This window comes from Serratia grimesii NBRC 13537 (assembly GCF_001590905.1).
Taxonomy (GTDB): domain Bacteria; phylum Pseudomonadota; class Gammaproteobacteria; order Enterobacterales; family Enterobacteriaceae; genus Serratia; species Serratia grimesii.
Genome location: NZ_BCTT01000010.1, coordinates 1 through 25368, shown reverse-complemented (window position 1 = coordinate 25368; position 25368 = coordinate 1). Strand labels below are relative to the sequence as shown.

Annotated in this window: 29 protein-coding genes; 13 read left to right on the top strand and 16 right to left on the bottom strand. The window is 52.4% G+C overall.

Annotated elements, in window-relative coordinates; translation table 11 throughout:
- Complete coding sequence (locus SGR01S_RS11925; protein ID WP_026142354.1) at positions 1-465, bottom strand: outer membrane lipoprotein; 465 nt, start codon at positions 463-465, stop codon at positions 1-3.
- Between the two features lie 370 nt (positions 466-835).
- Here SGR01S_RS11925 and anmK point away from each other — a divergent pair, with 370 nt between their 5' ends.
- The 5 genes from anmK to pdxY all read left to right on the top strand — a co-directional run bounded on the left by anmK (position 836) and on the right by pdxY (position 5386).
- Positions 836-1957 carry an anhydro-N-acetylmuramic acid kinase gene (gene anmK, locus SGR01S_RS11920; RefSeq protein WP_061807542.1) on the top strand — a complete coding sequence of 374 codons (1122 nt, stop codon included), beginning with the start codon at positions 836-838 and terminating at the stop codon, positions 1955-1957.
- 45 nt (positions 1958-2002) lie between these two features.
- Entirely contained in the window at positions 2003-2305 is a 303-nt protein-coding gene (locus tag SGR01S_RS11915; protein ID WP_061807541.1) for an MliC family protein, read from the top strand.
- An 87-nt stretch (positions 2306-2392) separates the two neighbouring features.
- A complete protein-coding gene (gene pdxH / locus SGR01S_RS11910; RefSeq protein ID WP_037418739.1) occupies positions 2393-3046 on the top strand; it encodes a pyridoxamine 5'-phosphate oxidase in 654 nt (217 codons plus the stop codon).
- A 139-nt stretch (positions 3047-3185) separates the two neighbouring features.
- The gene (tyrS, locus tag SGR01S_RS11905) at positions 3186-4460 is read left to right on the top strand and encodes a tyrosine--tRNA ligase (RefSeq protein ID WP_037418742.1); all 1275 of its coding nucleotides are present in this window, start codon (positions 3186-3188) and stop codon (positions 4458-4460) included.
- 65 nt (positions 4461-4525) lie between these two features.
- Positions 4526-5386: a pyridoxal kinase PdxY gene (pdxY, locus tag SGR01S_RS11900; protein WP_061807540.1), complete on the top strand. Its 861-nt coding sequence runs from the start codon at positions 4526-4528 to the stop codon at positions 5384-5386.
- 45 nt (positions 5387-5431) lie between these two features.
- Here the strand turns inward: pdxY and gstA are convergent, their stop codons facing one another.
- The 4 genes from gstA to SGR01S_RS11880 form a co-directional block, all read right to left on the bottom strand.
- The gene (gstA, locus tag SGR01S_RS11895; RefSeq protein ID WP_037418749.1) at positions 5432-6037 is read right to left on the bottom strand and encodes a glutathione transferase GstA; all 606 of its coding nucleotides are present in this window, start codon (positions 6035-6037) and stop codon (positions 5432-5434) included.
- A 92-nt stretch (positions 6038-6129) separates the two neighbouring features.
- Positions 6130-7014, bottom strand: coding sequence for a 4-hydroxy-tetrahydrodipicolinate synthase (gene dapA, locus SGR01S_RS11890; protein WP_037418752.1), 885 nt, complete (start codon positions 7012-7014; stop codon positions 6130-6132).
- A 369-nt stretch (positions 7015-7383) separates the two neighbouring features.
- The gene (yjbD, locus tag SGR01S_RS11885) at positions 7384-7650 is read right to left on the bottom strand and encodes a DUF3811 domain-containing protein (protein ID WP_037418754.1); all 267 of its coding nucleotides are present in this window, start codon (positions 7648-7650) and stop codon (positions 7384-7386) included.
- A 105-nt stretch (positions 7651-7755) separates the two neighbouring features.
- On the bottom strand, positions 7756-8445 hold the full coding sequence (locus SGR01S_RS11880) for an HD domain-containing protein (RefSeq protein WP_115185211.1): 690 nt from the start codon (positions 8443-8445) through the stop codon (positions 7756-7758).
- 207 nt (positions 8446-8652) lie between these two features.
- Here SGR01S_RS11880 and SGR01S_RS11875 point away from each other — a divergent pair, with 207 nt between their 5' ends.
- Complete coding sequence (locus SGR01S_RS11875; protein WP_037418756.1) at positions 8653-9048, top strand: nuclear transport factor 2 family protein; 396 nt, start codon at positions 8653-8655, stop codon at positions 9046-9048.
- Here SGR01S_RS11875 and SGR01S_RS11870 read toward each other — a convergent pair.
- Positions 9045-9314 (bottom strand): hypothetical protein, encoded by a 270-nt coding sequence (locus SGR01S_RS11870; RefSeq protein WP_037418759.1) that lies wholly within the window; start codon positions 9312-9314, stop codon positions 9045-9047. The two genes, SGR01S_RS11875 and SGR01S_RS11870, sit on opposite strands and share 4 nt — an antisense overlap.
- A 313-nt stretch (positions 9315-9627) precedes the next feature.
- Here SGR01S_RS11870 and SGR01S_RS11865 point away from each other — a divergent pair, with 313 nt between their 5' ends.
- Complete coding sequence (locus SGR01S_RS11865; protein ID WP_061807538.1) at positions 9628-10008, top strand: nuclear transport factor 2 family protein; 381 nt, start codon at positions 9628-9630, stop codon at positions 10006-10008.
- A 10-nt stretch (positions 10009-10018) separates the two neighbouring features.
- Here SGR01S_RS11865 and SGR01S_RS11860 read toward each other — a convergent pair whose 3' ends face one another.
- A complete protein-coding gene (locus SGR01S_RS11860; protein ID WP_037418764.1) occupies positions 10019-10396 on the bottom strand; it encodes a RidA family protein in 378 nt (125 codons plus the stop codon).
- 143 nt (positions 10397-10539) lie between these two features.
- Between SGR01S_RS11860 and SGR01S_RS11855 the strand changes: the two genes are divergently transcribed.
- Entirely contained in the window at positions 10540-11394 is an 855-nt protein-coding gene (locus SGR01S_RS11855; protein ID WP_061807537.1) for an aminoglycoside phosphotransferase family protein, read from the top strand.
- On the opposite strand, the gene SGR01S_RS11850 is transcribed toward SGR01S_RS11855, so the two are convergent.
- From SGR01S_RS11850 to SGR01S_RS11840, 3 genes are read right to left on the bottom strand one after another with little or no spacing between them, the layout of a single operon-like run.
- Positions 11359-11862, bottom strand: coding sequence for a cupin domain-containing protein (locus SGR01S_RS11850; protein WP_061807536.1), 504 nt, complete (start codon positions 11860-11862; stop codon positions 11359-11361). The genes SGR01S_RS11855 and SGR01S_RS11850 overlap by 36 nt on opposite strands.
- 23 nt (positions 11863-11885) lie before the next feature.
- Complete coding sequence (locus tag SGR01S_RS11845; RefSeq protein WP_061807535.1) at positions 11886-12551, bottom strand: O-methyltransferase; 666 nt, start codon at positions 12549-12551, stop codon at positions 11886-11888.
- Positions 12538-13026, bottom strand: coding sequence for an MEKHLA domain-containing protein (locus SGR01S_RS11840; RefSeq protein WP_037418775.1), 489 nt, complete (start codon positions 13024-13026; stop codon positions 12538-12540). Before SGR01S_RS11840 ends, SGR01S_RS11845 begins: the two co-directional genes overlap by 14 nt.
- A 171-nt stretch (positions 13027-13197) precedes the next feature.
- Here SGR01S_RS11840 and SGR01S_RS11835 point away from each other — a divergent pair, with 171 nt between their 5' ends.
- Both SGR01S_RS11835 and SGR01S_RS11830 read left to right on the top strand, forming a co-directional pair.
- The gene (locus SGR01S_RS11835) at positions 13198-14034 is read left to right on the top strand and encodes an AraC family transcriptional regulator (protein WP_037418880.1); all 837 of its coding nucleotides are present in this window, start codon (positions 13198-13200) and stop codon (positions 14032-14034) included.
- Positions 14035-14083: 49 nt separating this feature from the next.
- The gene (locus tag SGR01S_RS11830; RefSeq protein ID WP_061807534.1) at positions 14084-14518 is read left to right on the top strand and encodes a DUF2000 domain-containing protein; all 435 of its coding nucleotides are present in this window, start codon (positions 14084-14086) and stop codon (positions 14516-14518) included.
- Here SGR01S_RS11830 and SGR01S_RS11825 read toward each other — a convergent pair.
- Entirely contained in the window at positions 14502-15695 is a 1194-nt protein-coding gene (locus SGR01S_RS11825) for a benzoate/H(+) symporter BenE family transporter (protein WP_061807533.1), read from the bottom strand. The genes SGR01S_RS11830 and SGR01S_RS11825 overlap by 17 nt on opposite strands.
- 112 nt (positions 15696-15807) lie before the next feature.
- Between SGR01S_RS11825 and SGR01S_RS11820 the strand changes: the two genes are divergently transcribed.
- Together SGR01S_RS11820 and SGR01S_RS11815 are read left to right on the top strand one after the other, a co-directional pair.
- Positions 15808-16371: a helix-turn-helix domain-containing protein gene (locus tag SGR01S_RS11820; RefSeq protein ID WP_037418781.1), complete on the top strand. Its 564-nt coding sequence runs from the start codon at positions 15808-15810 to the stop codon at positions 16369-16371.
- Between the two features lie 159 nt (positions 16372-16530).
- Complete coding sequence (locus SGR01S_RS11815) at positions 16531-18621, top strand: prolyl oligopeptidase family serine peptidase (RefSeq protein ID WP_061807532.1); 2091 nt, start codon at positions 16531-16533, stop codon at positions 18619-18621.
- 70 nt (positions 18622-18691) lie between these two features.
- Here SGR01S_RS11815 and dtpA read toward each other — a convergent pair whose 3' ends face one another.
- From dtpA to rsxD, 5 genes are all read right to left on the bottom strand, one after another.
- Positions 18692-20212 (bottom strand): dipeptide/tripeptide permease DtpA, encoded by a 1521-nt coding sequence (dtpA, locus tag SGR01S_RS11810; protein WP_037418787.1) that lies wholly within the window; start codon positions 20210-20212, stop codon positions 18692-18694.
- Between the two features lie 607 nt (positions 20213-20819).
- Positions 20820-21461, bottom strand: coding sequence for an endonuclease III (gene nth, locus SGR01S_RS11805; protein ID WP_061807531.1), 642 nt, complete (start codon positions 21459-21461; stop codon positions 20820-20822).
- The gene (locus SGR01S_RS11800; protein WP_037418793.1) at positions 21461-22159 is read right to left on the bottom strand and encodes an electron transport complex subunit E; all 699 of its coding nucleotides are present in this window, start codon (positions 22157-22159) and stop codon (positions 21461-21463) included. The genes nth and SGR01S_RS11800 overlap by 1 nt, the downstream gene beginning before the upstream one ends.
- Positions 22156-22785, bottom strand: a complete 630-nt coding sequence (rsxG, locus tag SGR01S_RS11795) for an electron transport complex subunit RsxG (RefSeq protein ID WP_061807530.1) — start codon at positions 22783-22785, stop codon at positions 22156-22158. Before rsxG ends, SGR01S_RS11800 begins: the two co-directional genes overlap by 4 nt.
- Before the next feature lie 9 nt (positions 22786-22794).
- Positions 22795-23880 (bottom strand): electron transport complex subunit RsxD, encoded by a 1086-nt coding sequence (rsxD, locus tag SGR01S_RS11790; protein WP_037418799.1) that lies wholly within the window; start codon positions 23878-23880, stop codon positions 22795-22797.
- A gap of 381 nt (positions 23881-24261) precedes the next feature.
- Here rsxD and SGR01S_RS11785 point away from each other — a divergent pair, with 381 nt between their 5' ends.
- The gene (locus SGR01S_RS11785) at positions 24262-25155 is read left to right on the top strand and encodes a helix-turn-helix domain-containing protein (protein ID WP_061807529.1); all 894 of its coding nucleotides are present in this window, start codon (positions 24262-24264) and stop codon (positions 25153-25155) included.
- Positions 25156-25368 lie beyond the last annotated feature (213 nt).

Here is a 25368-nt window from a genome sequence, read left to right as displayed (position 1 = left end):
TTACAGCGGGGATACGGTAATGGTGTCGCCAGTGCGAGCCATACGAACGCGTTGACCCGGGCTGAACTTGGTATCACCTGCCTTCTGAACCACCACGATGTTCTCTTTCTGGTCGGTTTTGATTTCCAGCTCGTAGCCTGAAGTACGACCGGCCGCTTCGCCGATGCTGTTACCTGCTACACCACCTGCCACTGCGCCTGCAGCTGTCGCCAAGCTACGACCTGTACCGCCACCCACGGTATTACCGAGGAAACCACCCAATACGGCACCACCAATTGCGCCAATGGTATTCGACGTTTCACTACCCTGGATCTTGACCGGACGCACTGAAACCAGCGTACCGTAAGTCACGGTTTGCACCTGTTTGGCCTGCGAAGCGGAATACACGTCGCCGGACATGGAATCATTAGCACACCCTGCCAGCGTAACTGCGGCGATAGCAACGACGAGAAGACGCTTGATCATATAAAACTCCTGTTGGTAGTAGTCCATAACCTGGGGAACCTTTCCAGGCCATATTCAGTGAAAAAGATAGATAAAGTATGGCGTAAACGTGCGGATATCACCATGACCTGTTACTGCACGCAGCTTAACTTTGCACTGTTCAACCAATAATAAACGGTGGTTTAGCTTTATAACAGTATAGGAAGAAATTCCGTCGCAAATTGAGCTGTTGTTTAGCTGTGGTTATCACTATTAGAGAATAGGCGAATAAACAGGCGTATTGCTCACAGAGGTGAAAAAAGACATCATAATTCATGGCGTTAATGTTTCAATTCTGGTTTATTTATCAAGTCAAAATTTTGCTTCCCCGTCTGGGGTAAGGGATGTTGCTATGAGGTCAGGCCGCTATATAGGTGTTATGTCTGGCACCAGTCTGGATGGCGTCGACGTGGTGCTTGCTGCGATCGACGGACGAGTGGTCGCGCAACAGGCCAGCTTCAGCCATCCGATACCGATTCAACTAAAACAAGACATCCTTGGCATGTGCCAGGGGCAGCAAACCACGCTTTCTGCGGTGGGGCGTCTAGATGCTCAGCTTGGCACACTGTTTGGTGAGGCGGTGCTTGGCCTGCTGAAACAAACAGGTATGACGGCTCAAGACATTACTGCCATTGGTTGTCATGGGCAGACGGTATGGCATGAACCCGACGGGGATGCACGTTTCTCTATGCAACTGGGCGACAATAATCGTATCGCCGCGCTAACCAATATCACCACCGTTGGTGATTTTCGTCGGCGCGATATGGCTTACGGTGGCCAAGGTGCTCCGTTAGTGCCAGCCTTCCATCAGGCACTGTTGGCGCATCCGGTTGAGCGCCGTATGGTGCTCAACATTGGCGGGATTGCCAATCTTTCGATGCTATTGCCGGGGACACCGGTACGTGGTTTTGATACCGGGCCGGGCAATATGCTCATGGATGCCTGGATATGGCGTCATCGCTCCCAAGCTTACGATAAAGACGGTGGTTGGGCTATGGAAGGGCGTGTCTGCCTGCCATTGTTACAGCAAATGCTGTCCGATCCTTACTTTACGCTGCCGGCGCCGAAAAGCACGGGTCGAGAGTATTTCAATGCGGCCTGGCTGGAACGTCAATTGGTGGGACTGGCGGCGGTCAGCCCCGTTGATGTGCAAACGACGTTGGCGGAGCTGACGGCGATCACCATCTGTGAACAGGTCCAGTTGGCGGGAGGGTGCGAGCGGCTGCTGGTTTGTGGTGGTGGGGCACGTAATCCGTTGCTGATGGCGCGGATGTCAGCATTGTTGCCTGGTACAGAGGTGTGCCTGACGGATGATTTCGGTATCAGCGGGGATGATATGGAAGCGTTGGCCTTTGCGTGGCTGGCGTTTCGTACGCTGTCCGGGCAGTCCGGCAATCTGCCTTCAGTCACCGGTGCAAGCTGTGAAACGCTGCTGGGTGGGATTTATCCGGTTTTGCCTTTAGGGGGGCGTTAGCTCTGTTAGGATAGAAATCGACAGGTTTCCCTAAGGAGCAATCGCATGAAAAAAATCATTATTTCTGCCGGCGTACTGGCACTGGCTGGCTGTAGCTATATTTTACCGCAAAACAGCCAGACGTTACATTACCAATGTGGCACCACGCCGTTGACGGTGTCATTGGACGGTAAGGAGAGCACCGTCAGCATGTTGATGGACGGTGAACAGCTGAAGTTGAAACAGGTGCTGGCCATGTCCGGTGCCAAATACAGCGACGGCAAATACACCTTTTGGTCGAAGGGCCAAAACGCCTATCTTGAGCGTAATGGCAAAGTGATCATGAGCGACTGCACGCTGGCTAATTGATCCAGCGGTTGCGGCGTCAGAGCGATTGAGATCCTGACGCCGCTGGCGCAGAATAGAATCACGATTTTTCAGTTGGTTGATAACCGGATGATTGAAAATAATGAGTTTGATGTTGCGGACCTGCGCCGTGAATACACTCGTGGTGGCTTACGCCGCAACGATCTGACTGCTAATCCATTAACGCTGTTTGAACGCTGGCTGAAACAGGCCTGCGACGCGCGTTTGGCCGACCCAACAGCGATGTGTGTGGCGACCGTGGATGAGAACGGGCAACCCTACCAGCGTATTGTGCTGCTGAAGCATTATGATGACAAAGGACTGGTGTTCTACACCAATCTGGGAAGCCGTAAGGCGCAACAGCTAGCGAACAACCCACATATTAGCCTGCTATTCCCGTGGCACATGCTTGAGCGCCAAGTGATTTTCCTCGGCAAAGCAGAGCGGTTATCCACTCTCGAAGTCATGAAATACTTCGCCAGCCGACCGAAAGACAGCCAAATTGGCGCATGGGTGTCGCAGCAGTCATCACGTATTTCTGCGCGTGGAGTATTGGAAAGTAAATTCCTCGAGCTGAAGCAAAAATTCCAACAGGGCGAAGTACCGCTGCCGAGTTTCTGGGGCGGATTCCGGGTTAATTTCGATTCCGTCGAGTTTTGGCAGGGCGGCGCCAACCGTCTGCATGACCGTTTCTTGTATCAACGGGACGGGAATGACTGGAAAATTGACCGACTGGCACCCTGAAGACCGAAAATCCCCCTTAAGCGCTGGTACTGATGTCGCCAGCGCTTTATTCTATGCGTTATTCTGAATTTAATATTTCGCCAGTGGGCGAAAGGTCGTGTACCGACAAAGGTGCATTCGTTTATACATGGAGTCATTGATGGCAAGCAGCAACTTGATTAAACAACTGCAAGAGCGGGGCCTCGTTGCCCAGGTTACGGATGAGGAAGCGTTAGCAGAGCGACTGGCGCAAGGGCCAATTGCACTGTATTGCGGTTTCGATCCAACCGCTGACAGCTTGCATTTGGGCCATCTGGTTCCTCTGTTGTGCCTGAAGCGCTTCCAGCTTGCCGGTCACAAGCCGGTAGCGTTGGTGGGCGGTGCTACCGGCTTGATCGGTGACCCGAGCTTCAAAGCGGCTGAGCGCAAGCTCAATACCACCGAAACGGTGAACGAGTGGGTGGATAAAATCCGCAAACAGGTTTCTCCGTTCCTCGATTTTGACTGTGGTAGCAACAGCGCAATTGCCGCCAACAACTACGACTGGTTCGGCGGCATGAATGTGCTGACCTTCCTGCGTGATATTGGTAAGCATTTCTCCGTCAACCAAATGATCAACAAGGAAGCGGTAAAGCAGCGCCTGAACCGTGACGACTCGGGTATTTCGTTCACCGAGTTCTCCTATAACTTGCTGCAAGGTTTCGACTTCTCCGAACTGTACAACCGTCATCAGGTTGAACTGCAGATCGGCGGCTCTGATCAGTGGGGTAATATCACCTCCGGTATCGATTTGACCCGCCGTATGCACCAGCAGCAGGTCTTCGGCCTGACAGTACCGTTGATCACCAAAGCTGACGGGACCAAGTTCGGTAAGACCGAAGGCGGCGCGGTCTGGTTAGCGCCAGAAAAAACCAGTCCTTATAAGTTCTACCAGTTCTGGATCAACACGGCCGATGCTGACGTATACCGTTTCCTGAAGTTCTTTACCTTTATGGATCTGGCAGAAATCAACGCGCTGGAAGAAGAAGACAAGAACAGCGGCAAGGCGCCACGTGCGCAGTATGTGCTGGCGGAAGAAGTGACCGGTATGGTGCACGGTGCTGAAGGCCTGGCTGCGGCCAAGCGCATCACACAGAGCCTCTTCTCCGGCGCGCTGCACGACATGACCGAAGCGGACTTTGCCCAGTTGGCGCAAGACGGTATGCCGACGATCAAACTTGATGGCGATGCCGATCTGCAACAGGCGTTGGTGAATGCCGAATTGGTGCCTTCACGCGGCCAGGCGCGCACCATGATCGGTTCCAATGCGGTAACCATCAACGGTGAGAAACAGTCCAACGCGGAATACACCTTCAGCGATGCCGATCGCCTGTTCGGTCGCTACACACTTCTGCGTCGTGGTAAAAAACATTACTGCCTGGTGGATTGGAAGTAATCAAAATTGCAGCAAAGGGGCCCTCAGAGGCCCCTTTATTTTTAAGGCGTCAGAGCAGGTTTTTGATGAAAAACATTCTTTCTATTCAATCTCATGTTGTTTTTGGCCATGCAGGTAATAGTGCTGCAGAGTTTCCGATGCGTCGCATGGGTGTAAACGTTTGGCCACTGAATACCGTACAGTTTTCTAATCATACTCAGTATGGCAAATGGACCGGCTGCGTGATGCCAGCCAACCACCTGACGGAAATTGCACAAGGCATTGCCGATATTGACCAACTGAAGCATTGCGATGCCGTGCTGAGTGGCTATATCGGTTCACCGGAACAGGGCAGCCATATTTTGGAGATCGTGCGTCAGGTCAAGCAGGCTAACCCGAACGCGTGGTACTTTTGCGATCCCGTGATGGGCCACCCGGAAAAGGGGTGCATTGTGGCACCCGGCGTGGCGGAGTTTCACTGTCAGCAGGCATTGCCATGCAGTGACATGATTGCTCCCAATCTGCTGGAGCTGGAATTGTTGAGCCAGCGGACTATTGCAAATGTTGAGCAAGCGGTAAGTGCTGCACGCGAATTAATTGCCAAAGGGCCGAAAGTGGTGTTGGTCAAGCATTTGAGTCGCGCAGGTTATCATGTTGACTGTTTTGAAATGTTGTTGGTCACGGCCGATCAGGCTTGGCACATTAGCCGCCCGCTAGTGGATTTTGGCTCGCGGCAGCCTGTGGGCGTGGGCGATCTGACCAGCGGCTTGCTGTTGGTTAATTTGCTGAAGGGTGAGGCGTTGGATAAAGCGTTGGAACACGTGACGGCAGCAGTCTATGAGGTCATGCTGACCACGCAGGCAATGGGTGAGTACGAGTTGCAGGTAGTGGCGGCGCAAGACCGCATCGTACAACCGACTTGCGAATTTAAAGCGGTAAGCGTTTAACCCTGATACAGCGCCCCGGCAAGTTTTCTCGCCGGGGCGTGGGGATTATTTCAGGCCTTCGGCACTCAGCGTTGCATCCACCGCCGGTCGTGCGGCGACGCGATCAAAATAAGCCGATAAATGGGCGCGTTTTTTGAGATCAAACTGCATAGCAATTGCCCAGCGCAGGATGGTGAACAGATACGCATCAGCGACGCTAAAACGAGCCCCTAACAAGAAATGCTGCGTCGCCAGCACTGAATCCAGATAGTCGAACTGCTTATCCAGCTTCTCCCGTGAAAGGGTTTTGTATTCTTCCGGTGTTTTCGGGTTAAACAGCGGACTGAAGCCTTTATGCAACTCCGTCGCGATATAGTTCAACCACTCAATGGCATGGTAGCGTGACAGCGTGCCTGCCGCCGGGATCAGCCCGCGATCCGGGACGCGATCAGCAAGATATTGCACAATCGCTACGCCTTCAGTCAGCAGGCTGCCATCATCAAGCAGCAACGCCGGCACTTGTCCTTTTGGGTTGATTGTCAGGTAATCTGCACCGCTTTCGGTCTTCTTCAGCGCGAGATCAACCTTTTCCGCCGTAAAATCCAGGCCCGCCTCACGCAGAACGATATGAGGGGACAGCGAACAGGCACCGGCTTTATAGAACAGTTTCATCGGAAGCTCCTTGATAGTGATAAGTGACAGGCATGCTTAACCTCTGATCCTAGCTCTATAACGTCAAAATTACAGCGGGTTAACCGACAAAATTAACTTATCAATGCCGCTTCCGGTTCCAGTAGAGCCAGGGTAGCGGCAATTTGCTGCTGCAATGCTTGCGGTACGGTTTGCATTGGCGAGCGCAACTCATTGCGGATAAACCCTTGTTGAGCTAATGCAGCCTTGACCGGTGCGGGGTTAGGGAAACTGAACATTTGGTGGATCATCGGCAACAGTGAGTAGAAGTTTGCACGTGCGGCAATCAGATCACCGTCGCGAACCTGCTGCACCAGCTGCACAAAGCGCTCCGGGTGAATATGCGCTGAGGCTGAGATGGCACCCGTGCCGCCCAGGCACAGCGTGGTGAGGATCAGATTATCTTCACCTGTCAGCACGTCTATCTCACCATCGTTAATGAGCGCCATGGTTGTGTCCGGATTACCGCCGCAGTCCTTAATGGCTTTTACCTGTGGATGGCGGGCGATCTGACGAAGGGTGGCCAGTTCGATCACAATACCGGTGCGTTGCGGAATGTTGTACAGGATAACCGGCACGTTTGAGGCGTCGGCAAGCTGGGTGAAATAGTCTACCAGACCACATTGCGACGGGCGGATGTAATAGGGTGCGGGGATCAGTACACCAGCAATGTCACGTAGTTGGATCGCCTGCTGCATTTGCAGTGTGTCACTCATGTTATTACCGGACAGCCCCATCACCACTTGATGGGCCGGTGTCACGGCCAGTACCGCGTCGAGCACTGCCAGCTGTTCGTCGTTGCTAAGCGCGGCCGCTTCACCGGTAGTACCGCAGACGACCAACCCGTCGACGCCAGAGGCGATCAAGTGTTGAGCCAGCCGTTGAGTCGCAGGCAGGTCGACGGCGCTGTTATTAAATGGGGTAACCAGTGCAACCCAAATACCGGAGAATGAGGCCATATTAATTTCCTTCAATGCGTGCAATAAGAAGCCAGATGAGAAAATAAGAGAGGAGACGAGTCGCGTACCGCCCTGTCAGCTCATCTGACGGGACACTACGCCCCAGTCAAATGAGCGTCTGTTTCTTCGAAATAACCGCCAACAAACCATCAAGGCGCAATGTCGACATCTGAGGAGCGTCATTGTTGTTGAGGTTGGCCATAGCAGTCTCATGAAAAGTGGATATGCGATGATAATGAATATTCTGCATGATGCTGTCAATTTACAACCGCTTGATAACACGGTTATTCATGATTACGACGGGCTGATGAGTTTGGCTAATAAACCATGGGGGAGCAAAACCCCGCCAAAGCGGGGTTTAGGGGCGCGTTAGCGAGGGCGGCGTGTGCTGTTGATTGAGGCTGTCCAGCTAAAGGTTTCCCCAGTAGGTTGAATGCGGTTGGCTTTGCGCTCGGCACGCGTCGCTTTTTCGATTTTTGCGCGGGCGGCGGTGATGCGCGCGACAATTTCGTCCTTGATCTTGTTATTTTCGGCATTGGTTAATGCCCGGCCGAGGCTTTTGCGTGCCTTGTCCAGCTCGGTTTTTACTTCACGTTGCTCGCTTTCCGTCATGTCTTTCAGCGTCAGTTTTTTCATTATCGTCGTAGCCTGGTCAGTGAAGATAGCTGTCAGTGTACAGCAATTAGTGAGCCGAAGATGCCGCTGCCTTAACGGAAATTCCAGACTGGGGAAATTATCTGGTCACACTTCTTCCAGCAAATCGCTAAGGAAGCGTCGCATACGTTCGGTGCGCTCTTGCGCCATTTTTTTTCCGATGGCGGTTTGAAAATCGTCTTGTAGCTTGAACAGCTTGGTTTCGAAGTGGTCCAGCGTAAAACGTTTATCGTCATACTGACGATGGTGTGCCAACGGGTCGGCTGCATCGTACAGTGCGCTGCGCATGCGTCCACCAATATAAAAGCAACGTGCCACGCCAACCATACCGATGGCGTCCAAACGGTCTGCGTCTTGTAGGATTTTTGCTTCCAGTGTCTCTGGAGTAATAGCGGCGGAAAAGCTGTGTGCCTCAATGGCGTGAGCGGTTTTGGCGATATCTTGCATGTCCCAACCCAGCTGGGTCAGTAGCAAACCGGCTTTTTCGGCCGCCATGCGTGAGGCCAGGTGCCGCTGTGGCGAATTCTTTTCCACTGCCACACAATCATGCAGTAATACGGCAGCACATAGAATGCGGCGGTCACCGCCTTCATGTTGACTGATCTTGCGGGTGTTTTTCCACACTCGGTGCAAATGAGCCACGTCATGTGAGCCATCATCGGAATCGAGAGTCAGTGGCAGCAATGCTTGCGCCAGTTCCTGATAGGGTGAGAACGGCTGTAGTAGTGCTTGCGGCAGGGAAGAATGCACGTTTTGTTCCTTGTTGTCGGAAAGCATCAGATTATAACAGCCGTCAATGAGCCGGTTATGACAATGCAGCAAAAGAATTGTTTACTATACTGCAACGGACTATTGCCATAATTGCGGTTTTTGCACCGGAATAAGCAACTTACAATGGCCTTATTCCGGTCATCCCCGCTTGGTGTAAACCTGTGTCCGTGGGGTATGGCCGGGATATCCCGCTCACGCCACCGGAGAAATGTCATGCCAACGAATCTTGAAATTGTACGCGCTACTTATGAGGGCGGCAGTGCCGAAGAGAATGGTCGCAACCTGCTGGCGGCGTTAGCGCCTGATGCGGAATGGACTGAAGCCGCAGGGTTCCCTTATGCCGGTACCTATATTGGCCCACAGGCGATCTTTAAAAATGTTCATCAGCGCTTAGGAACGGAATGGCAGGGTTATCGTGCGGATGTTGACCATTTCTATGATGCGGGTGAGAACGTGATTGCCCAAGGATTCTATCATGGTACTTATGGTGCCACCGGCAAGTCTTTCACCGCATCCTTTGCGCATATCTATCAGTTACGTGAGGGGAAAATTGTGAAGTTTGTGCAAATAGTAGACAGTGCGAAAGTACTCGAGGCCATGCAGAGCTAAAGGCCACTGTGCTTGCCAAATTTGCGATCGTACTCCCGTCGGTAACCGCGCGCTTTGTTACGATCGCGGATCCATAAATACCCGCATACCAGCGCAACGGCGCCTGAAAAGGTAATATTGCGCATATCCCGGTCATAAAAAAACACCAACACAGCGTCCATCGCCGCGATAAAAGCAATCCACTTATACATATGGGATTGCCGTCGCGTGGCGGCGTTGAGGCGCTTTAACTGTCTGGCTTCGTGCATAACCGGTTTTTGTTGCATAACGTCTCGTCGGTAATAAATTTCTTAGTGGTAAATTAGCAGAATATTCCTGATGGCGGCAAAGCTTAACGCATGCAGAGCCTCTGTTTTTCTTGCCGTCGGTACCCTATTGAAATTTTTTGCGCTGACTGGCGAACGCTTCGGAATGCATGCTAGTTTATTTATGCAGCATTGTGGGGTATTTATTCATTTTGTTGAGGCGTATGAATCTGCGAACTGACGTCACAAAAATGCAGCACGATAGCGTTAATGTGAAAGGTTAGGAGCGTATTTGGCGGAATTGATAATAATTTAGCTTTTACGAAGGGGCATGATGAACAATAAAACAGTACGGCCAGAAGACGTAGTTCAGCAGCAACTTGATGCTTATAACGCGCGTGATATTGATGCTTTTATGGCGTGTTGGGCGGAAGATGCACAGTATTATGAGCATCCGAATACATTGTTGGCTAGCGGCAAGGCGGAGATCCGCGAGCGTCACATCACTCGTTTCAAAGAACCCAGTTTGTACGGTGAGCGTATTAAGCGAATGGCTTTGGGGAGCATGGTCATTGATCAGGAAGTGGTGACACGCAATTTCCCACAGGGGCGCGGCAAAATGAATGTGATCGCCATTTATGAGGTTGAACAGGGCAAAATTACGAAGGCCTGGTTCAAAATTGGCCCATGTGAGCTGGATGAGGGCGCTTTATAGCGCCCCAATCTCATAGCGCCACTACGGCCTCGATCTCAACGCTAACCAGCGGTGAGAAGAGTGCGCTGACCGCAACCAGTGAACAGGCTGGCAGCGCACCATCGAAATAATCAAACAGCACTGGCCGAATGGTCTGTAGATCGCTGATATTAGTTAAAAATACCGTTATTTTAATCAGCGCTTTTAGATTTGTGCCTTCCGCTGCGGTGATGGTCGCCAACTGTTCCAAAATAGCTTGTGTTTGTTGTTGCGTTGCTTGCCCTTGTGCCTCAGTGGCAAATGCCGTCAACCCGGAAATATACAATGTATCCCCATGGCGTACAGCATGGACATAGGGGCCGCCTGGTGTGGGCAAGTGCGGATAATTAATGCGCTTCAATGATGTCATGATAAAAACCCCGAGAGATTAATTAAAAAAATAAACAAACTTGGTTAGGATGGAACGGTGAACATCGGAAGTACGCTGAGATCTATTGATTCCTAATAGTATCACTAACATTCATTTATAACTGTGAAGGATATTTCAGGGTAATGAATCAGGCCTTAATTCCCTATATGCAACGTTGGCAGTTGCAGCCCGACGGCCAGGCTTTTGAAACCCACAGCAGCTTGCTCATGCCGGTACGGTATCAAGGGGCCCCAGCGATGTTGAAAATCGCGCGCGAACAGGAAGAAAAATTCGGCGGGCTATTAATGTGCTGGTGGCAGGGCGAAGGCGCGGCGCAAGTTCTCGCGTGGCACGACGATGGCATTTTGTTAGAACGTGCGCAAGGGACGCGTTCGTTGGCACAGATGGTACGTGATGGTGACGATCAGCAGGCAACGGCAATCCTTTGTCAGGTGGTTGCTCGTCTGCATGTGCCTCGTTCTAAACCATTGCCAGATCTTATCCCCTTACACCAGTGGTTCAATTCTCTGTGGCCAGCGGCTCAGGCCCACGGTGGCATGCTACGCCTCAGTGCTAACGTAGCGGCGGAATTGTTGACCAGCCCGCGTGAGCAGAGCGTATTGCATGGCGATATACACCATGACAACGTGTTGGACTTCGGTGAACGCGGCTGGTTGGTGATTGACCCAAAACGTCTCTATGGCGAACGTGCCTTCGACTACGCCAATATCTTCTGCAACCCGAATTACGGTGTCGCGACCGATCCTGACATTTTTTCCCGCCGGGTTGAACAGGTTTGCCAATTGGGCGGGTTCGAACGGCAGCGATTGTTGCAGTGGATCCTCGCTTGGGCAGGCTTGTCCGCGGCCTGGTTTATGGAAGACGGCGAGGCGGCTGATATTGATTTTCGTGTTGCCGAGCAGGCAGCGCGAGCATTAGGTCTCACGCTACCGGAAGGCGACTTAGGGTTCATCCTGCCAATAATCGAGCGACGCTGAAGGGCGTTGTATGTAACGCACCTGTTCACCATCTCCACGCTGGGCTGCTGCCAAAAACTTTCCTGAGTCCGGATATTCCACCAGTTCGGGCAGTTCACGGGTGCTGATGGAAAGATATTTCAACGGCGCGTCTGACGTGTTGATGATTTGATGCGGGTATTCCGGTCCCGGCGGGATAAAAATAACGTCGCCGCTTTTGATCGGCAGCTGTTCTCCGGCAACCCGCAAGGTACCGGTTCCCTCAAGTACAATGAACATTTCTTCCTGTGCATAGTGGAAATGATAAGGGCAGGAGCGCATGCCTGGCGCTACGACGTCGATGGATGCCCCCAATTTGCTGGCTGCAGTGCCGGTACCCAGGCGAGTACCTATGCTGTCATAGAGTGGCGGACGGTGGTCGTGCGTTTTCTCAACCTGCTCAATATTACGGATCAGACGCTGAGCTAACAGCCTGGCTTGGTCATTCATAGATTATCTCGTGACGGTGTCACCTAATGGTTAACTATGGCGATGGAAAAACCATCCCAACCCTTACTGCCTACGGTCTGTAACGCGGTGGCACTGAGCCGAGGTTCATTGGCCATCATGTCAAAAAAACGTCGTACACCCTGAACCCGCTCGTCACGGCTTGTTGGATCGGTGACTGCGCCATCACGTACGACGTTGTCGCCAATAATCACTGTTCCAGGGCGAGATAACGCCAGCGCCCATCGCAAATAATCCGGATTATTGGGTTTGTCGGCATCAATAAATATCAGATCAAAAGGCGCTTCTTGCTGCAATTGTGGCAGGCTATCGAGAGCCGGGCCGACTCGCAACACAACACATTCACTCAGCCCTGCGCGGGCAATATTTTGTCTGGCTATCTCAGCATGACGTGGATCGGCTTCCAGCGTCACCAATAAGCCGCCCGGTGGTAATGCGCGTGCCAACCAAATGGTGCTGTAACCGCCTAAGGTACCAATTTCCAGAATACGCTTGGCATTCACCATCAGGGCAAACAGATGCAGCAATTTGCCCTGATTTGGCGCTACGTCGTGTTCAGGCAATCCTGCTGCACTGTTGGTAGCCAACGCATGCAACAGAGCGTCATCCTGTTCTACAAGTTTGTCGACGAGATAAGCGTCAACCTGTGCCCAGCGGTTACTGTCTTGCATTGTTCACCTGATGTTGTTGGCTATACCAGCCAGGTCGGCGTTTCGGTTGTGGCCAGAACAGAGCACCTTGGCCGCCGCCAGGTATTTGCCACACCGCGCAGTCATAAATGGTGAAGGCATCACCAAATTTATCTACGCGCAGGCCACAATATCCCTGCGCAATACCTTTCAGAGTGACTTTATCCAGCAATTGCTGACGCTCTGCACGGTCTGTCGGTGAAGCACTCAGCCGTGAAGGCAACGCGATAAATTCATCAAAGGAATAACCAAAGCAGTGCTGAGCACAGTGGTTGGCATAGACAAACAACGGATCGTCGCCATCTGCGTGAGCCAGCAAGCTGTAAGGCGCTTGCTGATGTAGCCAGGATAGTCGCTCGTCAGCGGTTGTCTGTGGACCGGGTAAACCATCGCCTGTCCAGTGGCGGTAGGCGGCGTCTATTTGTTGAATCAGATCAATTTGCACGGAAGATGGCATGGTGGCTCCCTTAACGATCCAGTATGGGCAACAAGCTTTCCCCACTCTCAGTTAAGCAGAAGATTGCCGAAGGGGAAAATGACGTTCGTATATCTGGCGCGCACATTTGTTCCAGACGCTCGTGAGGACATCTGCTATATGAAAGGTTGGCTTAACAAAAATAGGGTGGCGATGAGCAGCTGGATCGAATTAAAGAAAGACCGGCCGACTGGCATAGAGTTGATTCGTGCCCATTTTGGCGGGCATGCGCATGCCTATGATCCCCACTGGCATGATGATTACCTGGTGGGTGTCACCGAACAGGGGGTACAGCAGTTCCATTGCCGGAGCCAACGTCATCGCAGTACGCCGGGGCAGGTGTTTTTGCTGGAGCCTGGAGAGCTGCATGACGGTGATGCACCGGCAGAAGAGGGTTTTACCTACCAGATGCTGTACCTCAATCCACAATGGTTGGATTTGCAGCTACGTCAGTTATTTGCCGAGGTTCCTGACAGCTTCTGCCTCAGTTTCGCTGCCACGTTATCCGACGATCGGCTCCTGGCGCAGGTGACGATGCGGGCTTTCTCGCAGTTACAGCAACCGGTTGAGGGCGAATTACAGCGTCAATTTGCGTTGGATAACCTGCTGTGTGCACTGACCCGTCATGTGCATTGGCGACGATCGTTACCGAGTGAAACCTCCGGTTATCAGGCGCGGCGCATTCGCGATTATCTTCATGCTAACAGCCATCAGGATATTCGTATGGAAACGCTGACAGCGTTAACCGGGCTGGATCGATTCCGACTGACCCGCTTGTTTCGCCAGACTTATGGTTTGCCGCCACATGCGTATTTGGTTCAGCTTCGGTTGGCACAGGCGCGGCGGCTGTTAGCCACAGGAGCAAAACCCGTTGACGTTGCAGCACAGCTGGGTTTTGCCGATCAAAGTCATCTGGGCCGCTGGTTCCAGCGCGCCTATCGCCTCACACCAGCGCATTACCGGAAACAGTGCACAAATCTTCCAGATTAAGCCACTGCGGCTGGGTATCCTGCAGGCTTACTTATCGACAGGAAACCCAATGATGGAAGATCTCTCCTCAAAAACAACTCGCGCCGAGCGCTGTGTAATTGTGCTTAATCAAGACTTGCCGCTGGGTAATATTGCCAATGCGGCAGCGGTACTGGCGCTCACGCTGGGACAGCGTCATCCGATGCTGGTGGGTGAGGTATTGGCTGACAGCCATGGGCAATGTTGGCCGGGGTTGATCCCGATAGGCATCAGTGTGCTGGCTGCCAGTGAGGAACAGTTGAGCGCACTGTTGCAACAATCGCACGCAACGGAGGTCGACCGTATCCTGTTCCCGGTTGATGGCCAGCAAACGACCAATTATGCCCAATTCCTTGCGAGTGTCGCCAACCGGCCAAGTTCCGAATGGCATCTATTGGGCATCGCCTTGGCCGGTGAGAAGAAAACCGTGCGTAAGTTGACAGCTAAACTCAATTTGTTGAGTTAGTTGTCCGTTGCGGTAACGACAAGATGATATGAGCGAGCGCGCCACCAATAATTCCCCAAAATGCAGAACCCACACCGAGTAAGGTCACACCGGACGCGGTGATCAGGAAGGCGATCAGTGCAGCGTCACGCTGCTTTTCATCTTGCAGTGCGCGTTGCAAACTGCCTGCGATAGTGCCCAGCAGTGCAAGTCCGGCAATGGTATGGATGAGCGCTGTAGGCAATGCGCTGAACAGCATGCTGATAACTCCGCCGAACAACCCAGCCAGCAGGTAAAATCCCCCGGCTGCCACCGCAGCCATATAGCGACGCTGTGGGTTCGGGTGTACGTCTGGGCCCATGCAGATGGCGGCGGTGATTGCGGCAATGCATACCGAAAACCCGCCAAACGGTGCTAGCAGCAGGGCAACCAGCGCCGTCCAACTGATCAGCGGCGAAGTGGGAACGCTGTAGCCAGCGGCCTTCAGTGTGGCAATTCCGGGGGCGTTTTGTGACGCCATGGTAACCACAAAGAACGGTACGCCAATCCCCAGCAGTGTCGACCAGCTAAAATGCGGTGTCATAAATTCCGGTATGGCAAAGGTCAGTGGTTGCTGTGAAAGATGAATATTGCCTTGCAGCGCTGCAATAGCCAGTCCGGCCAGCAGCGTCAACACAATCGCATAACGCGCCAAATAGCGGCGGGTGACTAAATATACCAACCCCATCCCCGCGCTGAGCACGAAATTGACCTGTAATGACGCGAAGGCGTCGAGCCCAAAGCGCAGCAGAATCCCTGCCAGCATCGCCGCCGAAATTGCTTGTGGAATATAATCCATGAGCCGGGCGAACAATCCAGTGACGCCGCACAGCAGGATCAACCCGGACGCAAAGATAAACACGCCAATGGCTTCGTTGATCGGCGTGCCGGGCAGGCTGGTTACCAGCAGTGCCGCACCGGGAGTCGACCAGGCGGTTAAAATGGGTGTGCGGTAATACAAAGAAAGTCCCAGGGAAGTTACTCCCATCCCTAGGCCTAACATGCTTAGCCAACCGCCGATCTGCAATGGTGTCGCCCCGGCGGCGGCGGCGGCCTGGAAGATAATGGCAGCAGAGCTGGTGTAGCCTACCAAAACCGCAACAAACCCAGCCATGACAGCGGGCAAAGACAGGTGACGCAGAGAGATGGCAGGGCGCATAGCACACTCCGATAGCAGTTGTGCGTTATAACGCACGGAGGGAATGAGCATAGCATCGTGCGTTATAGCGCACAAGTAGCTATAATCAGCCAGAATTTCAGGGGAGACAAACATGCAGGAACTGTCCAGTCATCTGGCTCAGACACTCCGATCTTTGCGTATGCATCGCGGCTGGAGCCTGGCCCAGGCAGCTGAAAATACCGGTGTCAGCAAGGCCATGCTGGGACAGATAGAACGCGGCGAATCCAGCCCGACGGTGGCGACACTGTGGAAGATAGCAACAGGCTTTAATGTGGCATTTTCTGCTTTTTTGGAAATATCACCGTTGCAACAGCAGGCGACACTGCACCGTTATGGTGATGCGCCAGTGTTCAATCAGAACAACGCCGATATGCGAGTCGTACCACTGTTTCCGTTCGATCGGCAACTGGGCTTTGATATGTTTGTTATCGATCTGGCCCCAGGAGCACTCAGCGAGTCTTCAGCGCATGAACCGGGGGTGATTGAGCATGTGATTGTCATCAGTGGTGAACTGGAGCTGGCGGTTGACGGGCAGTGGTATTCGCTGGCAAGCGGCGAGGCGATGCGCTTTCAGGCCGATCGCCCACATGCCTACCGCAATGCCAGTCAGCAAAGCGTACGTATACATGATCTGATCCACTATCCTAAATTTTGACTCAACGGTAGGGGCACAAGCTTTGACTCTGTGTTGTCAAACACCTACTTTATTGAAAATGAGTCTTATTTATCCAAGAGAGGGAGCTTGATTTTGACGGTCACTAATCGACGCCAGTTTATTAAACTCAGTGCACAAACCGCAGGAGCCGTATTCGCGATGACTTCATTACCCAACAGTATCCGCCTGGCGATGGCAGCAGAAGGGGGCACTCATGCCACCGACGAGTTCCTGTGGCTGGAAGAGTTGCAGGGCAAGGCCGCACAGACGTGGATAAAACAGGAAAACCAGCGTACCACTGCTCGCTTTGCTCAAAGCGCAGATTTCCGGCAGGTGGAAACGCAGGTGTTGGACATCCTGAATAAAGACAGCCAAATTCCGTGGGTCGCCAAACGTGGCAATTACTATTACAACTTTTGGCAGGATCAAACCAACCCGCGAGGCTTATGGAGACGGACCACGCTTCAGGAGTACCGTAAAGCCAAACCCGCCTGGGAAACGGTGTTGGATATCGATGCGCTGGGCAAGGCAGAGGGCAAAGACTGGGTATTCCACGGTTCACAATCACTGGCACCCGAATACCGTTATTGCCTGGTAGAGCTGTCACCGGACGGAGGCGACGCCACTGAGATTCGCGAGTTTGACCTTGTCAGCAAACAGTTTGTGAAAGACGGCTTTGCCTTGCCAGTGGCGAAAAGCCAGGCTTCGTGGATTGATAAGGACACGTTGTTTGTCGCCACCGATTTTGGTGCGGGATCGATGACCCAGTCCGGTTATGCGCGCATTGCCAAGCGCTGGAAGCGCGGTACACCTTTGAGTACCGCCCAGACGCTGTATGAAGCGCAGCCACAGGACATGGCAGTGTTTGCCTATCACGACCACACGCCGGGGTTTGAACGGAACTACGTGGGTCGCAACCTGGATTTCTACCGCCGTGAAACCTATCTGCTGACCGCGCAAGACCAACAGGTCAAAATTGATATTCCCGCTGACGCTGAGTTCAGCACGCACCGTGAGTGGTTGTTGATTAAACCGAGCAGCGACTGGGACGTTGGCGGTGTGCGTTATCCTTCCGGCGCTCTGCTGGCGACCCATTTTGATGATTATTTAGCGGGCAAGCGTGAGCTGACAGTATTATTCACCCCGACGGCACAGGCTGCGCTGAGTGGTTACAGCACCACGCGCGACCATTTGATCCTCAGTATCATGGACAATGTGGTCAACCGATTGGAAGTACTGACGCCACAGGGAACAACCTGGCAACGCAAACCGCTGGGCAAACCTGGTGCGATCAGCACCATTTCGGCCGGTGGTATTGATGATGAAACCAACGATTATTTCCTGACCATCAGCGGATTCCTGCAACCGACTTCGCTGTATCTGGGCAATCTCGATGGCGGTGACGCGGAACTGTTGAAGCAGGGGCCACAGGACTTTGATGCCAGCGGTTATCAGGTCAGCCAGCATTTCGCTGCTTCTAAAGACGGTACACAGGTACCGTATTTCCAGATCGCGGCCAAGGGCATTAAATTGGATGGCAGCAACCCGACGCTGTTGTACGGCTATGGCGGATTCGAAGTGTCGTTGTTACCGGGCTATATGGGTGCGAAGGCACCGACCTGGCTTGAACGTGGTGGCGTATATGTAGTGGCGAATATCCGTGGTGGCGGCGAATATGGTCCCGCCTGGCATCAGGCTGCGCTAAAACAAAACCGCCACCGGGCTTATGAAGATTTTGCCGCTGTGGCACAGGATTTGATTGCCCGAAAAGTGACATCGTCACAACATCTGGGTGCGCGTGGTGGGAGCAATGGGGGGTTATTGGTAGGTAATATGCTGACACTTTACCCGCAGTTGTTTGGGTGTATTGTCTGTGAAGTGCCACTGCTGGATATGCAACGGTATACCCAGTTGTCTGCTGGTGCGTCGTGGATCGCTGAATATGGCGACCCGAGCAAACCGGAAGAGTGGGCCTACATCAAAACCTTCTCGCCGTATCACAATATCAAAGCCGGTGTGTCCTACCCGCCGGTGCTGTTTTACACCGCCACCAGTGACGACCGGGTTAACCCATCACATGCACGTAAAATGGCGGCTCGCATGCAGAATATGGGCTACCAGCAGGTCTACTTCTATGAAAACACAGAGGGTGGGCACAGTGCTGCGGCGGATAAAAAACAGTCCGCGTTTCATGGGGCATTGGTCAGTGAGTTCATGTGGGTCAATCTGAGCGCTAAAGCCACTGTTTGAGCCGCATAAAAAAGCCGGGGCAAATTAATGCCCCGGCTTTCTTTTACCTGTCTGAAACCGTCGTCAGCGATTAGTTGGCTACAGCAGCAGCCTGCGCTTTCTTATCGGTATCTTCTGCGGTATCCAGCGTCATGCGGTACAGCTTCGGCGCGGTCAGCATCATCAGGATGGCGATCACGGCGGTAGCAATACCGATTTGCATAAATACGTGGCTATAGATGGCCAATGAAGCGTGAGCATCGTTGATGTCGCTAGGAACGGCAGTCAACCCGGCAACCTTACCGGCGATCAGTGCAGCTGCCGCGGTGGTCAGGAACCAAGATCCCATGATAAAGCCCATCAGACGTTGTGGTACCAGTTGCGCCACCATGGCCAGACCCAAACCGGAAATCATCAGCTCACCGATACTCTGCAACGCATAGCTCAGGATCAGCCAGTTAACGGAAACGATGCCTTGGTCATTGGCAAAGCTGGCACCCCACGGCAGCACCAGGAACGCACCCGAACACAGAATCATGCCGAAAGCGAACTTGTGTGGCATTGGCAGACGGTCGCCCATCTTGTTATACAGGGCCGCCAGAATCGGGCTGGCCAGCATGATCCAGAACGGATTCAGCGCCTGATATTGCTCAGGTTCAAATGCCAGGCCGAGAATGTTGTGCTCAACGTTGTGGATGGCAAAGAAGTTCAGAGAGGTTGGCATCTGGGCGTACAGAACGAAGAACACCACGGCTTCCAGCATCAGCAGGAAGGCAACAATCATCTTACGACGTGCAGCACCGTGCATCGCAAAGGCTTCTTTGGCGAACACAATGACGATACCAACGGAGATAATTGCCAGTGCCCAACGTGCAATCACCTGGTTATGCAACAGCCAGCTTGAAATGGCGACCAGTGCAACGACACCTACCAGCACCATCAGCAATTTCTGCATGTGCAATGGTTTAAAGTCAGGCTTGGAACCGTGTTGTTTCACCCACTTGTGGCAAACCATAAAGTTCACCAGGGTGATCAGCATGCCGACCACGCTCAGTGAGAACGCGACGCTCCAACCATATTTCACTGCCAGCCATGGCGTAGCCAACATTGACAGGAAAGAACCGATGTTAACGGACATGTAGTACATGGTGAATGCACCGTCCAAACGCGGGTCGTCTTTCTCATAGCAGGTTGACAGCAGGGAGGATGGGTTGGCTTTGAACAGGCCGCTACCCACGGCGATGGTTGCCATACCCAGGTACACCCAGAAAATCTCATGACCGGAATACGCCACCATGGCATAGCCGACGGCTAATACCAGCGCACCCAGCACGATCACGCGCTTGGAGCCCAGCACTTTGTCCCCAAGCCAGCCGCCGATGGCAACGAAGCCATAGACCAGCGCACTGAAGGAAGAGAACAGGGTAATCGAGTCGGCTTCACTCAGGCCAAGCATTTTGACCAGGTAAACTGCCATGATGCCTTGCAGGCCGTAATAACCAAAACGTTCCCAGAGTTCGATCGAGAAGATCAGGTAAAACGCCTTAGGTTGTTTGAAAGCGTTCAAACTGACGCTTTCAGGGTGTTCGCTGTTGTTGTTTGCTGTTGACACTGGTACCTCTGATTTTTCACTGCCCCGTCCCAGAGAGACGAGAAATTGCAAAAGGTGATGCAGGACTGCATCCTTCTGCGTTGTTATAGGATGGGATGACGGCGGTTAATGTTCACTATCTTTGTCAACGAGGCAAGGTGTTTGTCATATCCTGTTACATATAACGTTCGCGAAGTGAAACAACCATGTTACAAATGTTATGCAGCATTAACGTTCGACTTTATTTGTTTTGCCGAGTTTTTGTTTTGATTAAAAGCTATACGTAATTTAAACAGTGATATATTCTGCTGTAATGCATTTTGATAGTTCATATCAGTAGGTGGGGTGATTAATCCATTGGATTGTTGTGCATATGGCGGGTTTTGTAAAATTATAGAAATTTAGGAAAATGGTGCTGGTGGTTGTGACGACAATGTGATCGTCAAAACGTGAAGTTTGCCGCAATTTTTGACTAAATTTTCGCTTGAAAATAAGCGGGAAGTGGGTTTTCTACTGAAATCCTCGATAACACCAAGGTTACTGCTGTTTGATATCACATTTCTGATAAAAAATAGGCTGATGGTATCGGCGTGATGAAGCATGGGCGCGATGTTGGCGCCCAACAGGATCAGGCGTCAGGATAAACCTTCTCTTTAAACTCACAGAGATCTTCAATGATGCAGGAGCCGCAGCGCGGTTTACGTGCAATACAGGTGTAGCGGCCGTGCAGAATCAGCCAGTGATGGCAGTCAACCTTAAATTCTGCGGGTACAACCTTTAATAGCTTCTCTTCAACCAAATCGACATTCTTGCCGGGTGCGAAATTAGTGCGATTGCAGACGCGGAAGATATGGGTATCTACAGCAATGGTTGGCCAGCCAAAGGCCGTATTAAGCACCACGTTAGCGGTTTTTCGGCCAACACCGGGCAGGGCTTCCAACGCTGCGCGATCTTCAGGTACCTCACCGCCGTGCAGCTCCAGCAGCATGCGACAGGTTTTGATCACGTTCTCGGCCTTACTGTTAAACAGGCCGATGGTCTTGATATAGTTTTTAACGCCGTCGACACCCAATGCCAGCATCGCCGCCGGCGTATTGGCGACCGGATAAAGCTTGGCGGTCGCTTTATTTACGCTGACATCGGTGGCCTGTGCGGAAAGCAGCACTGAGATCAACAGTTCAAACGGCGTGGTGTACACCAATTCGGTGGTTGGCTGTGGGTTGTTGTCGCGCAGCCGGGTAAGAATTTCCAGCCGTTTTTGCTTGTTCATTATGCTTTCTCTGCCTGTCCTTGACCCAACACTGCTTCGGTAGTTAGCGCTTTTGCCGTGCGTGCTTTCATCCGTTCATCAATCAGGTATTTTACGGCCAACAACAATCCCAAGCCGATGAAGGCTCCAGGTGGCAACATGGCCAGCAGGAAAGGACTGTCGAAATGAACGACTTCAATACGCAGTACCTTGGCCCAGCTCCCCAACAACATATCGGCACCGTCAAACAGGGTACCATTGCCCAGGAGTTCGCGCATTGCGCCCAAAGTTACCATCACACCGGTGGCGCCCAGACCAATCGCCAAACCATCCAGCGCTGAAAGACCAACCGGTTTTTTAGAGGCTACGGCTTCGGCACGACCTACCACAATGCAGTTGGTGACGATCAGCGGAATAAAGATCCCCAATGACTGGTAAAGGCCAAAGGCATAGGCGTTGATCAGCATTTGCACGATGCTTACCGCCGCCGCGATGATCATCACATATATCGGGATACGCACTTCATTGGGTACCCAGCGACGCACGGCAGATATCGAGGAGTTGGTCAGTACCAGGACCAGCGTAGTCGCCAATCCCAGCCCGAGGGCATTGGTCACCGTGGAGGTGACAGCCAGCAGTGGGCACATCCCCAGCAATTGCACCAGCGCGGAGTTATTCTTCCACAACCCTTGGACAATCAGATCTTTGGCTTCACTCATTCGCTGGCTCCACAAGCAGGTAAGCTATCAAGTTTAGGCGGCAGCGTTTCCATATACAATGCCGTACGCCGAACCGCATTGACCACTGCACGTGGGGTGATGGTGGCGCCTGTGAATTGATCGAACATCCCGCCGTCTTTCTTCACTGCCCAGCGTTTATCATCCGGGCCTTCAATCTTCTTGCCGCTGAAGAACGAGATCCAGTTCGAGATACGTAATTCAATTTTATCGCCCAGTCCTGGGGTTTCGTGATGTTCCACCACTCGCGAACCGAACACGGTGCCCGTGAAATCAGCACCGACCAAGAGTTTAATTGCGCCGGAGTACCCATCTGGTGCGGTGGTTTCCAATGCGGCTGCGACGGGTTGGTCGTTCTTCCGCGCCAGATACAAGCGATGCGGGGCGCTATTACCCAATGCCGGATCGCTGACCAGAAAACACTCGGCTTGCATATTGTTATCGTAAATTTCCGGCGGTACAACTTGATCGAGCAGCGCCTTTTGCTGCAAGGCTGCCTGGTGAGCGATGGTCTTCTGCGTCAGACTATGTACCACGGCAGTCAGGCCTGTGGTTACTGCGGCAAACACCGCCAGTGTGGTGCCATGCTTCCTCATTGAACTCAGCATTATGGCTCCTTAGCGATGGCCATACACGCGAGGCTGCGTGTAGTGGTCGATGAGCGGTACGGTAATGTTGGCCAGCAGTACTGCGAAGGCAACACCGTCCGGATAGCCACCGTAAACGCGGATGAGCCACACCAGAACGCCAACCAATGCGCCATAAATAAGGCGACCTTTAGGTGTTGTCGAGGCGCTGACCGGATCGGTAGCGATGAAGAACGCGCCCAACATACTGGCACCCGAGAACAGATGAATCAGTGGTGAGGCTTGCTGCGCTGGATCAAGCCACCAGGCCAGACCGGAGCACACTGCGATGGCTGCCAGCATGCTGAAAGGGATCTGCCAATGAATCAGTCTGCGGCCAAGCATAAACAGGCCGCCGGCCAGGAAACCGAGGTTGACCCATTGCCAACCGATACCGGCGAGCGCAGCACCGAAGAGCGGTTGTTGTAATACCTGCTCGACACTATGGCCGCTGCGCAGGCCGGTTTTGAAACCGTCCAATGGCGTCGCCTGGCTGATACCATCAATGCCCATTTGCAATTCATGGATAGTGGCGCCTTGTGCAGTATGGCCACTGAAAATAGCCAGCAGAGTATCCTGGAATGACAGTGCGGTGGCACGTAACTCATCTGGCGGCAACCAACTGGTCATCTGCACCGGGAAAGCAATCAGCAATACGACATAACCCACCATTGCTGGGTTAAACGGGTTTTGCCCAAGGCCGCCATACAGCTGTTTGGCAATGACAATGGCGAAGAAAGTACCGATGACAATCATCCACCAGGGTGCCAACGGTGGCAAACTGATACCCAGTAGCAAGGCGGTTAGCAGGGCAGAGTTATCCGCCAGCCGAGTGCGTACCGGCAGTTTACGCAAGGCGAGGATGGCACCTTCCGCCAGCAGCGCGACGATCATCGCCAGAGCGGTTTGAACCAAGGTGCCATAGCCAAAAAACCATACCTGTGCGGCAACACCGGGAATGCAGGCCAACATCACCCACAGCATAATACGGCTGGTGCTTTGCTGGTTGTGGGTGAAAGGAGAGCTGGCGATGTGCAAGCCTTTGGCGGCTGTGGGTTGTACCGGCCTGAACTTCATAGAATAACTACACCTATCTTTACCGTATATTGGCAAGTTCAACGCACCTCTCAGCGGAGGCGCAGGAAAAATTATAGCGCTGCATTCTACCTGAATCACTGCAAGGGTAATACGTCTTAATTGTAGGGCTATTAAGCTTTTAGCACGGTGTGTATGCCTTGGCGTAATGGGCAAATGGCGCGATTGGATTTTTCTTGGTGATAAAACCGGGATAGCTTGGTGTGGCAATCGTGAAACAGTCGTCATCACTGACCGGCGACAGGCGATAACCTTTAGATTAGTATGGGATTTCAGACCCCATTTTTCGCACAAAATAACAACTTTTGCATAATCTATGTGGGTTATTATCCCGGGTATTATTAAGTTAGTGAATGTATATTAATGACTAATGAAGATGTATTTTTTATTGAAGAATTAATTGAGTGGGTTGAGATACATCTGGAGAAACGGCCAAACCTGGACGAAGTCGCGCGTATTTCCGGCTATTCCAAGTGGCATCTGCAACGCAAGTTCAAACGTATCACCGGTATTCAGCTTGCCACCTATATTCGCTCACGCATTTTGACGCGCGCCGCGGTCGCGTTACGTATTACCCATCGTTCTATTATCGATATTTCAGACGAACTGGGTTTCGATTCCCAGCAGACTTTCACCCGGATGTTCAAACAGCGCTTCGACACCACACCTAACCGTTACCGTTCGATGGAGCGGTGGGATGTGAAGAACCTGATGCCACGCTTTAGTTTTGATGCCAACTTTGCGGCTGATTACTACCCAGAGGTTAAGCGCCTGACTTTGCCGGACATGCAACTGGTCGGTTTCTCGCGTCAGTTGGATTTTGTCGGCGAAACGGGGATCGAACATTCGTCTTGTATGGCGATGAAAGATGAAATCTTTACCGATTTCTTCCGTGGGCTGAATGTCGATTGCCACCGGGTTTACAGTATCCACTCGGTCCGTAATCGGGGTGGCAGCGAATGTTCCACGACGCACATCATGGCGGTGGATCCTGAGAATAAAAAGGACATTTTGTCAGGTTACCATATTGATAATATCCCTATTGCCGGGCGTGAATATATCTCTATCAATCATTTAGGCACAGCGAAAGAGTGTTCGCAGTTCTTTGCTTATCTGAGTACTCACGTGATGCCGGGATTACGCCATGAGGTAAAGGGGAGCGTTGAGATGGAAATTATTCAAACTAAAGAATGGAATCAGGATTCAAAAATGCGCCAGATTGACGTTGATTACACCTATCTGATCTCTATCGATTAGGCTACACCCTTGTAAGACGGGCCACCAGTTTTGCTCAGCTAGCCTCACGACTCGCACCGTGCTACGTACTCAAATGGCCGCCAGCGGCATTCACGAATAATTAAGGAACAGAGGCACCTTGGGTTCTGCAAGGCGCCCCTGTTCGTTACTCTTTATCCATCTCTGCTGTAGACAGACTTTGCGCCGCTTTTTTAGCTTTGACGCGGGCGATGG

Bases quoted from the DNA above. Each gene is read 5' to 3' on its own strand.
- SGR01S_RS11870 (WP_037418759.1), bottom strand. From the start codon at position 9,314: ATGCAACAAAAACCGGTTATGCACGAAGCCAGACAGTTAAAGCGCCTC.
- anmK (WP_061807542.1), top strand. From the start codon at position 836: ATGAGGTCAGGCCGCTATATAGGTGTTATGTCTGGCACCAGTCTGGAT.
- SGR01S_RS11820 (WP_037418781.1), top strand. From the start codon at position 15,808: ATGCAGGAACTGTCCAGTCATCTGGCTCAGACACTCCGATCTTTGCGT.
- SGR01S_RS11880 (WP_115185211.1), bottom strand. From the start codon at position 8,445: ATGCTTTCCGACAACAAGGAACAAAACGTGCATTCTTCCCTGCCGCAA.
- SGR01S_RS11860 (WP_037418764.1), bottom strand. From the start codon at position 10,396: ATGACATCATTGAAGCGCATTAATTATCCGCACTTGCCCACACCAGGC.
- SGR01S_RS11800 (WP_037418793.1), bottom strand. From the start codon at position 22,159: ATGAGTGAAGCCAAAGATCTGATTGTCCAAGGGTTGTGGAAGAATAAC.
- dapA (WP_037418752.1), bottom strand. From the start codon at position 7,014: ATGGCCTCATTCTCCGGTATTTGGGTTGCACTGGTTACCCCATTTAAT.
- SGR01S_RS11830 (WP_061807534.1), top strand. From the start codon at position 14,084: ATGATGGAAGATCTCTCCTCAAAAACAACTCGCGCCGAGCGCTGTGTA.
- SGR01S_RS11850 (WP_061807536.1), bottom strand. From the start codon at position 11,862: ATGAATGACCAAGCCAGGCTGTTAGCTCAGCGTCTGATCCGTAATATT.
- SGR01S_RS11925 (WP_026142354.1), bottom strand. From the start codon at position 465: ATGATCAAGCGTCTTCTCGTCGTTGCTATCGCCGCAGTTACGCTGGCA.
- SGR01S_RS11875 (WP_037418756.1), top strand. From the start codon at position 8,653: ATGCCAACGAATCTTGAAATTGTACGCGCTACTTATGAGGGCGGCAGT.
- SGR01S_RS11785 (WP_061807529.1), top strand. From the start codon at position 24,262: ATGACTAATGAAGATGTATTTTTTATTGAAGAATTAATTGAGTGGGTT.
- pdxY (WP_061807540.1), top strand. From the start codon at position 4,526: ATGAAAAACATTCTTTCTATTCAATCTCATGTTGTTTTTGGCCATGCA.
- SGR01S_RS11815 (WP_061807532.1), top strand. From the start codon at position 16,531: ATGACTTCATTACCCAACAGTATCCGCCTGGCGATGGCAGCAGAAGGG.
- rsxD (WP_037418799.1), bottom strand. From the start codon at position 23,880: ATGAAGTTCAGGCCGGTACAACCCACAGCCGCCAAAGGCTTGCACATC.
- SGR01S_RS11855 (WP_061807537.1), top strand. From the start codon at position 10,540: ATGAATCAGGCCTTAATTCCCTATATGCAACGTTGGCAGTTGCAGCCC.
- yjbD (WP_037418754.1), bottom strand. From the start codon at position 7,650: ATGAAAAAACTGACGCTGAAAGACATGACGGAAAGCGAGCAACGTGAA.
- tyrS (WP_037418742.1), top strand. From the start codon at position 3,186: ATGGCAAGCAGCAACTTGATTAAACAACTGCAAGAGCGGGGCCTCGTT.
- SGR01S_RS11845 (WP_061807535.1), bottom strand. From the start codon at position 12,551: ATGCAAGACAGTAACCGCTGGGCACAGGTTGACGCTTATCTCGTCGAC.
- SGR01S_RS11835 (WP_037418880.1), top strand. From the start codon at position 13,198: ATGAGCAGCTGGATCGAATTAAAGAAAGACCGGCCGACTGGCATAGAG.
- nth (WP_061807531.1), bottom strand. From the start codon at position 21,461: ATGAACAAGCAAAAACGGCTGGAAATTCTTACCCGGCTGCGCGACAAC.
- pdxH (WP_037418739.1), top strand. From the start codon at position 2,393: ATGATTGAAAATAATGAGTTTGATGTTGCGGACCTGCGCCGTGAATAC.
- SGR01S_RS11865 (WP_061807538.1), top strand. From the start codon at position 9,628: ATGAACAATAAAACAGTACGGCCAGAAGACGTAGTTCAGCAGCAACTT.
- gstA (WP_037418749.1), bottom strand. From the start codon at position 6,037: ATGAAACTGTTCTATAAAGCCGGTGCCTGTTCGCTGTCCCCTCATATC.
- SGR01S_RS11840 (WP_037418775.1), bottom strand. From the start codon at position 13,026: ATGCCATCTTCCGTGCAAATTGATCTGATTCAACAAATAGACGCCGCC.
- SGR01S_RS11915 (WP_061807541.1), top strand. From the start codon at position 2,003: ATGAAAAAAATCATTATTTCTGCCGGCGTACTGGCACTGGCTGGCTGT.
- SGR01S_RS11825 (WP_061807533.1), bottom strand. From the start codon at position 15,695: ATGCGCCCTGCCATCTCTCTGCGTCACCTGTCTTTGCCCGCTGTCATG.
- rsxG (WP_061807530.1), bottom strand. From the start codon at position 22,785: ATGCTGAGTTCAATGAGGAAGCATGGCACCACACTGGCGGTGTTTGCC.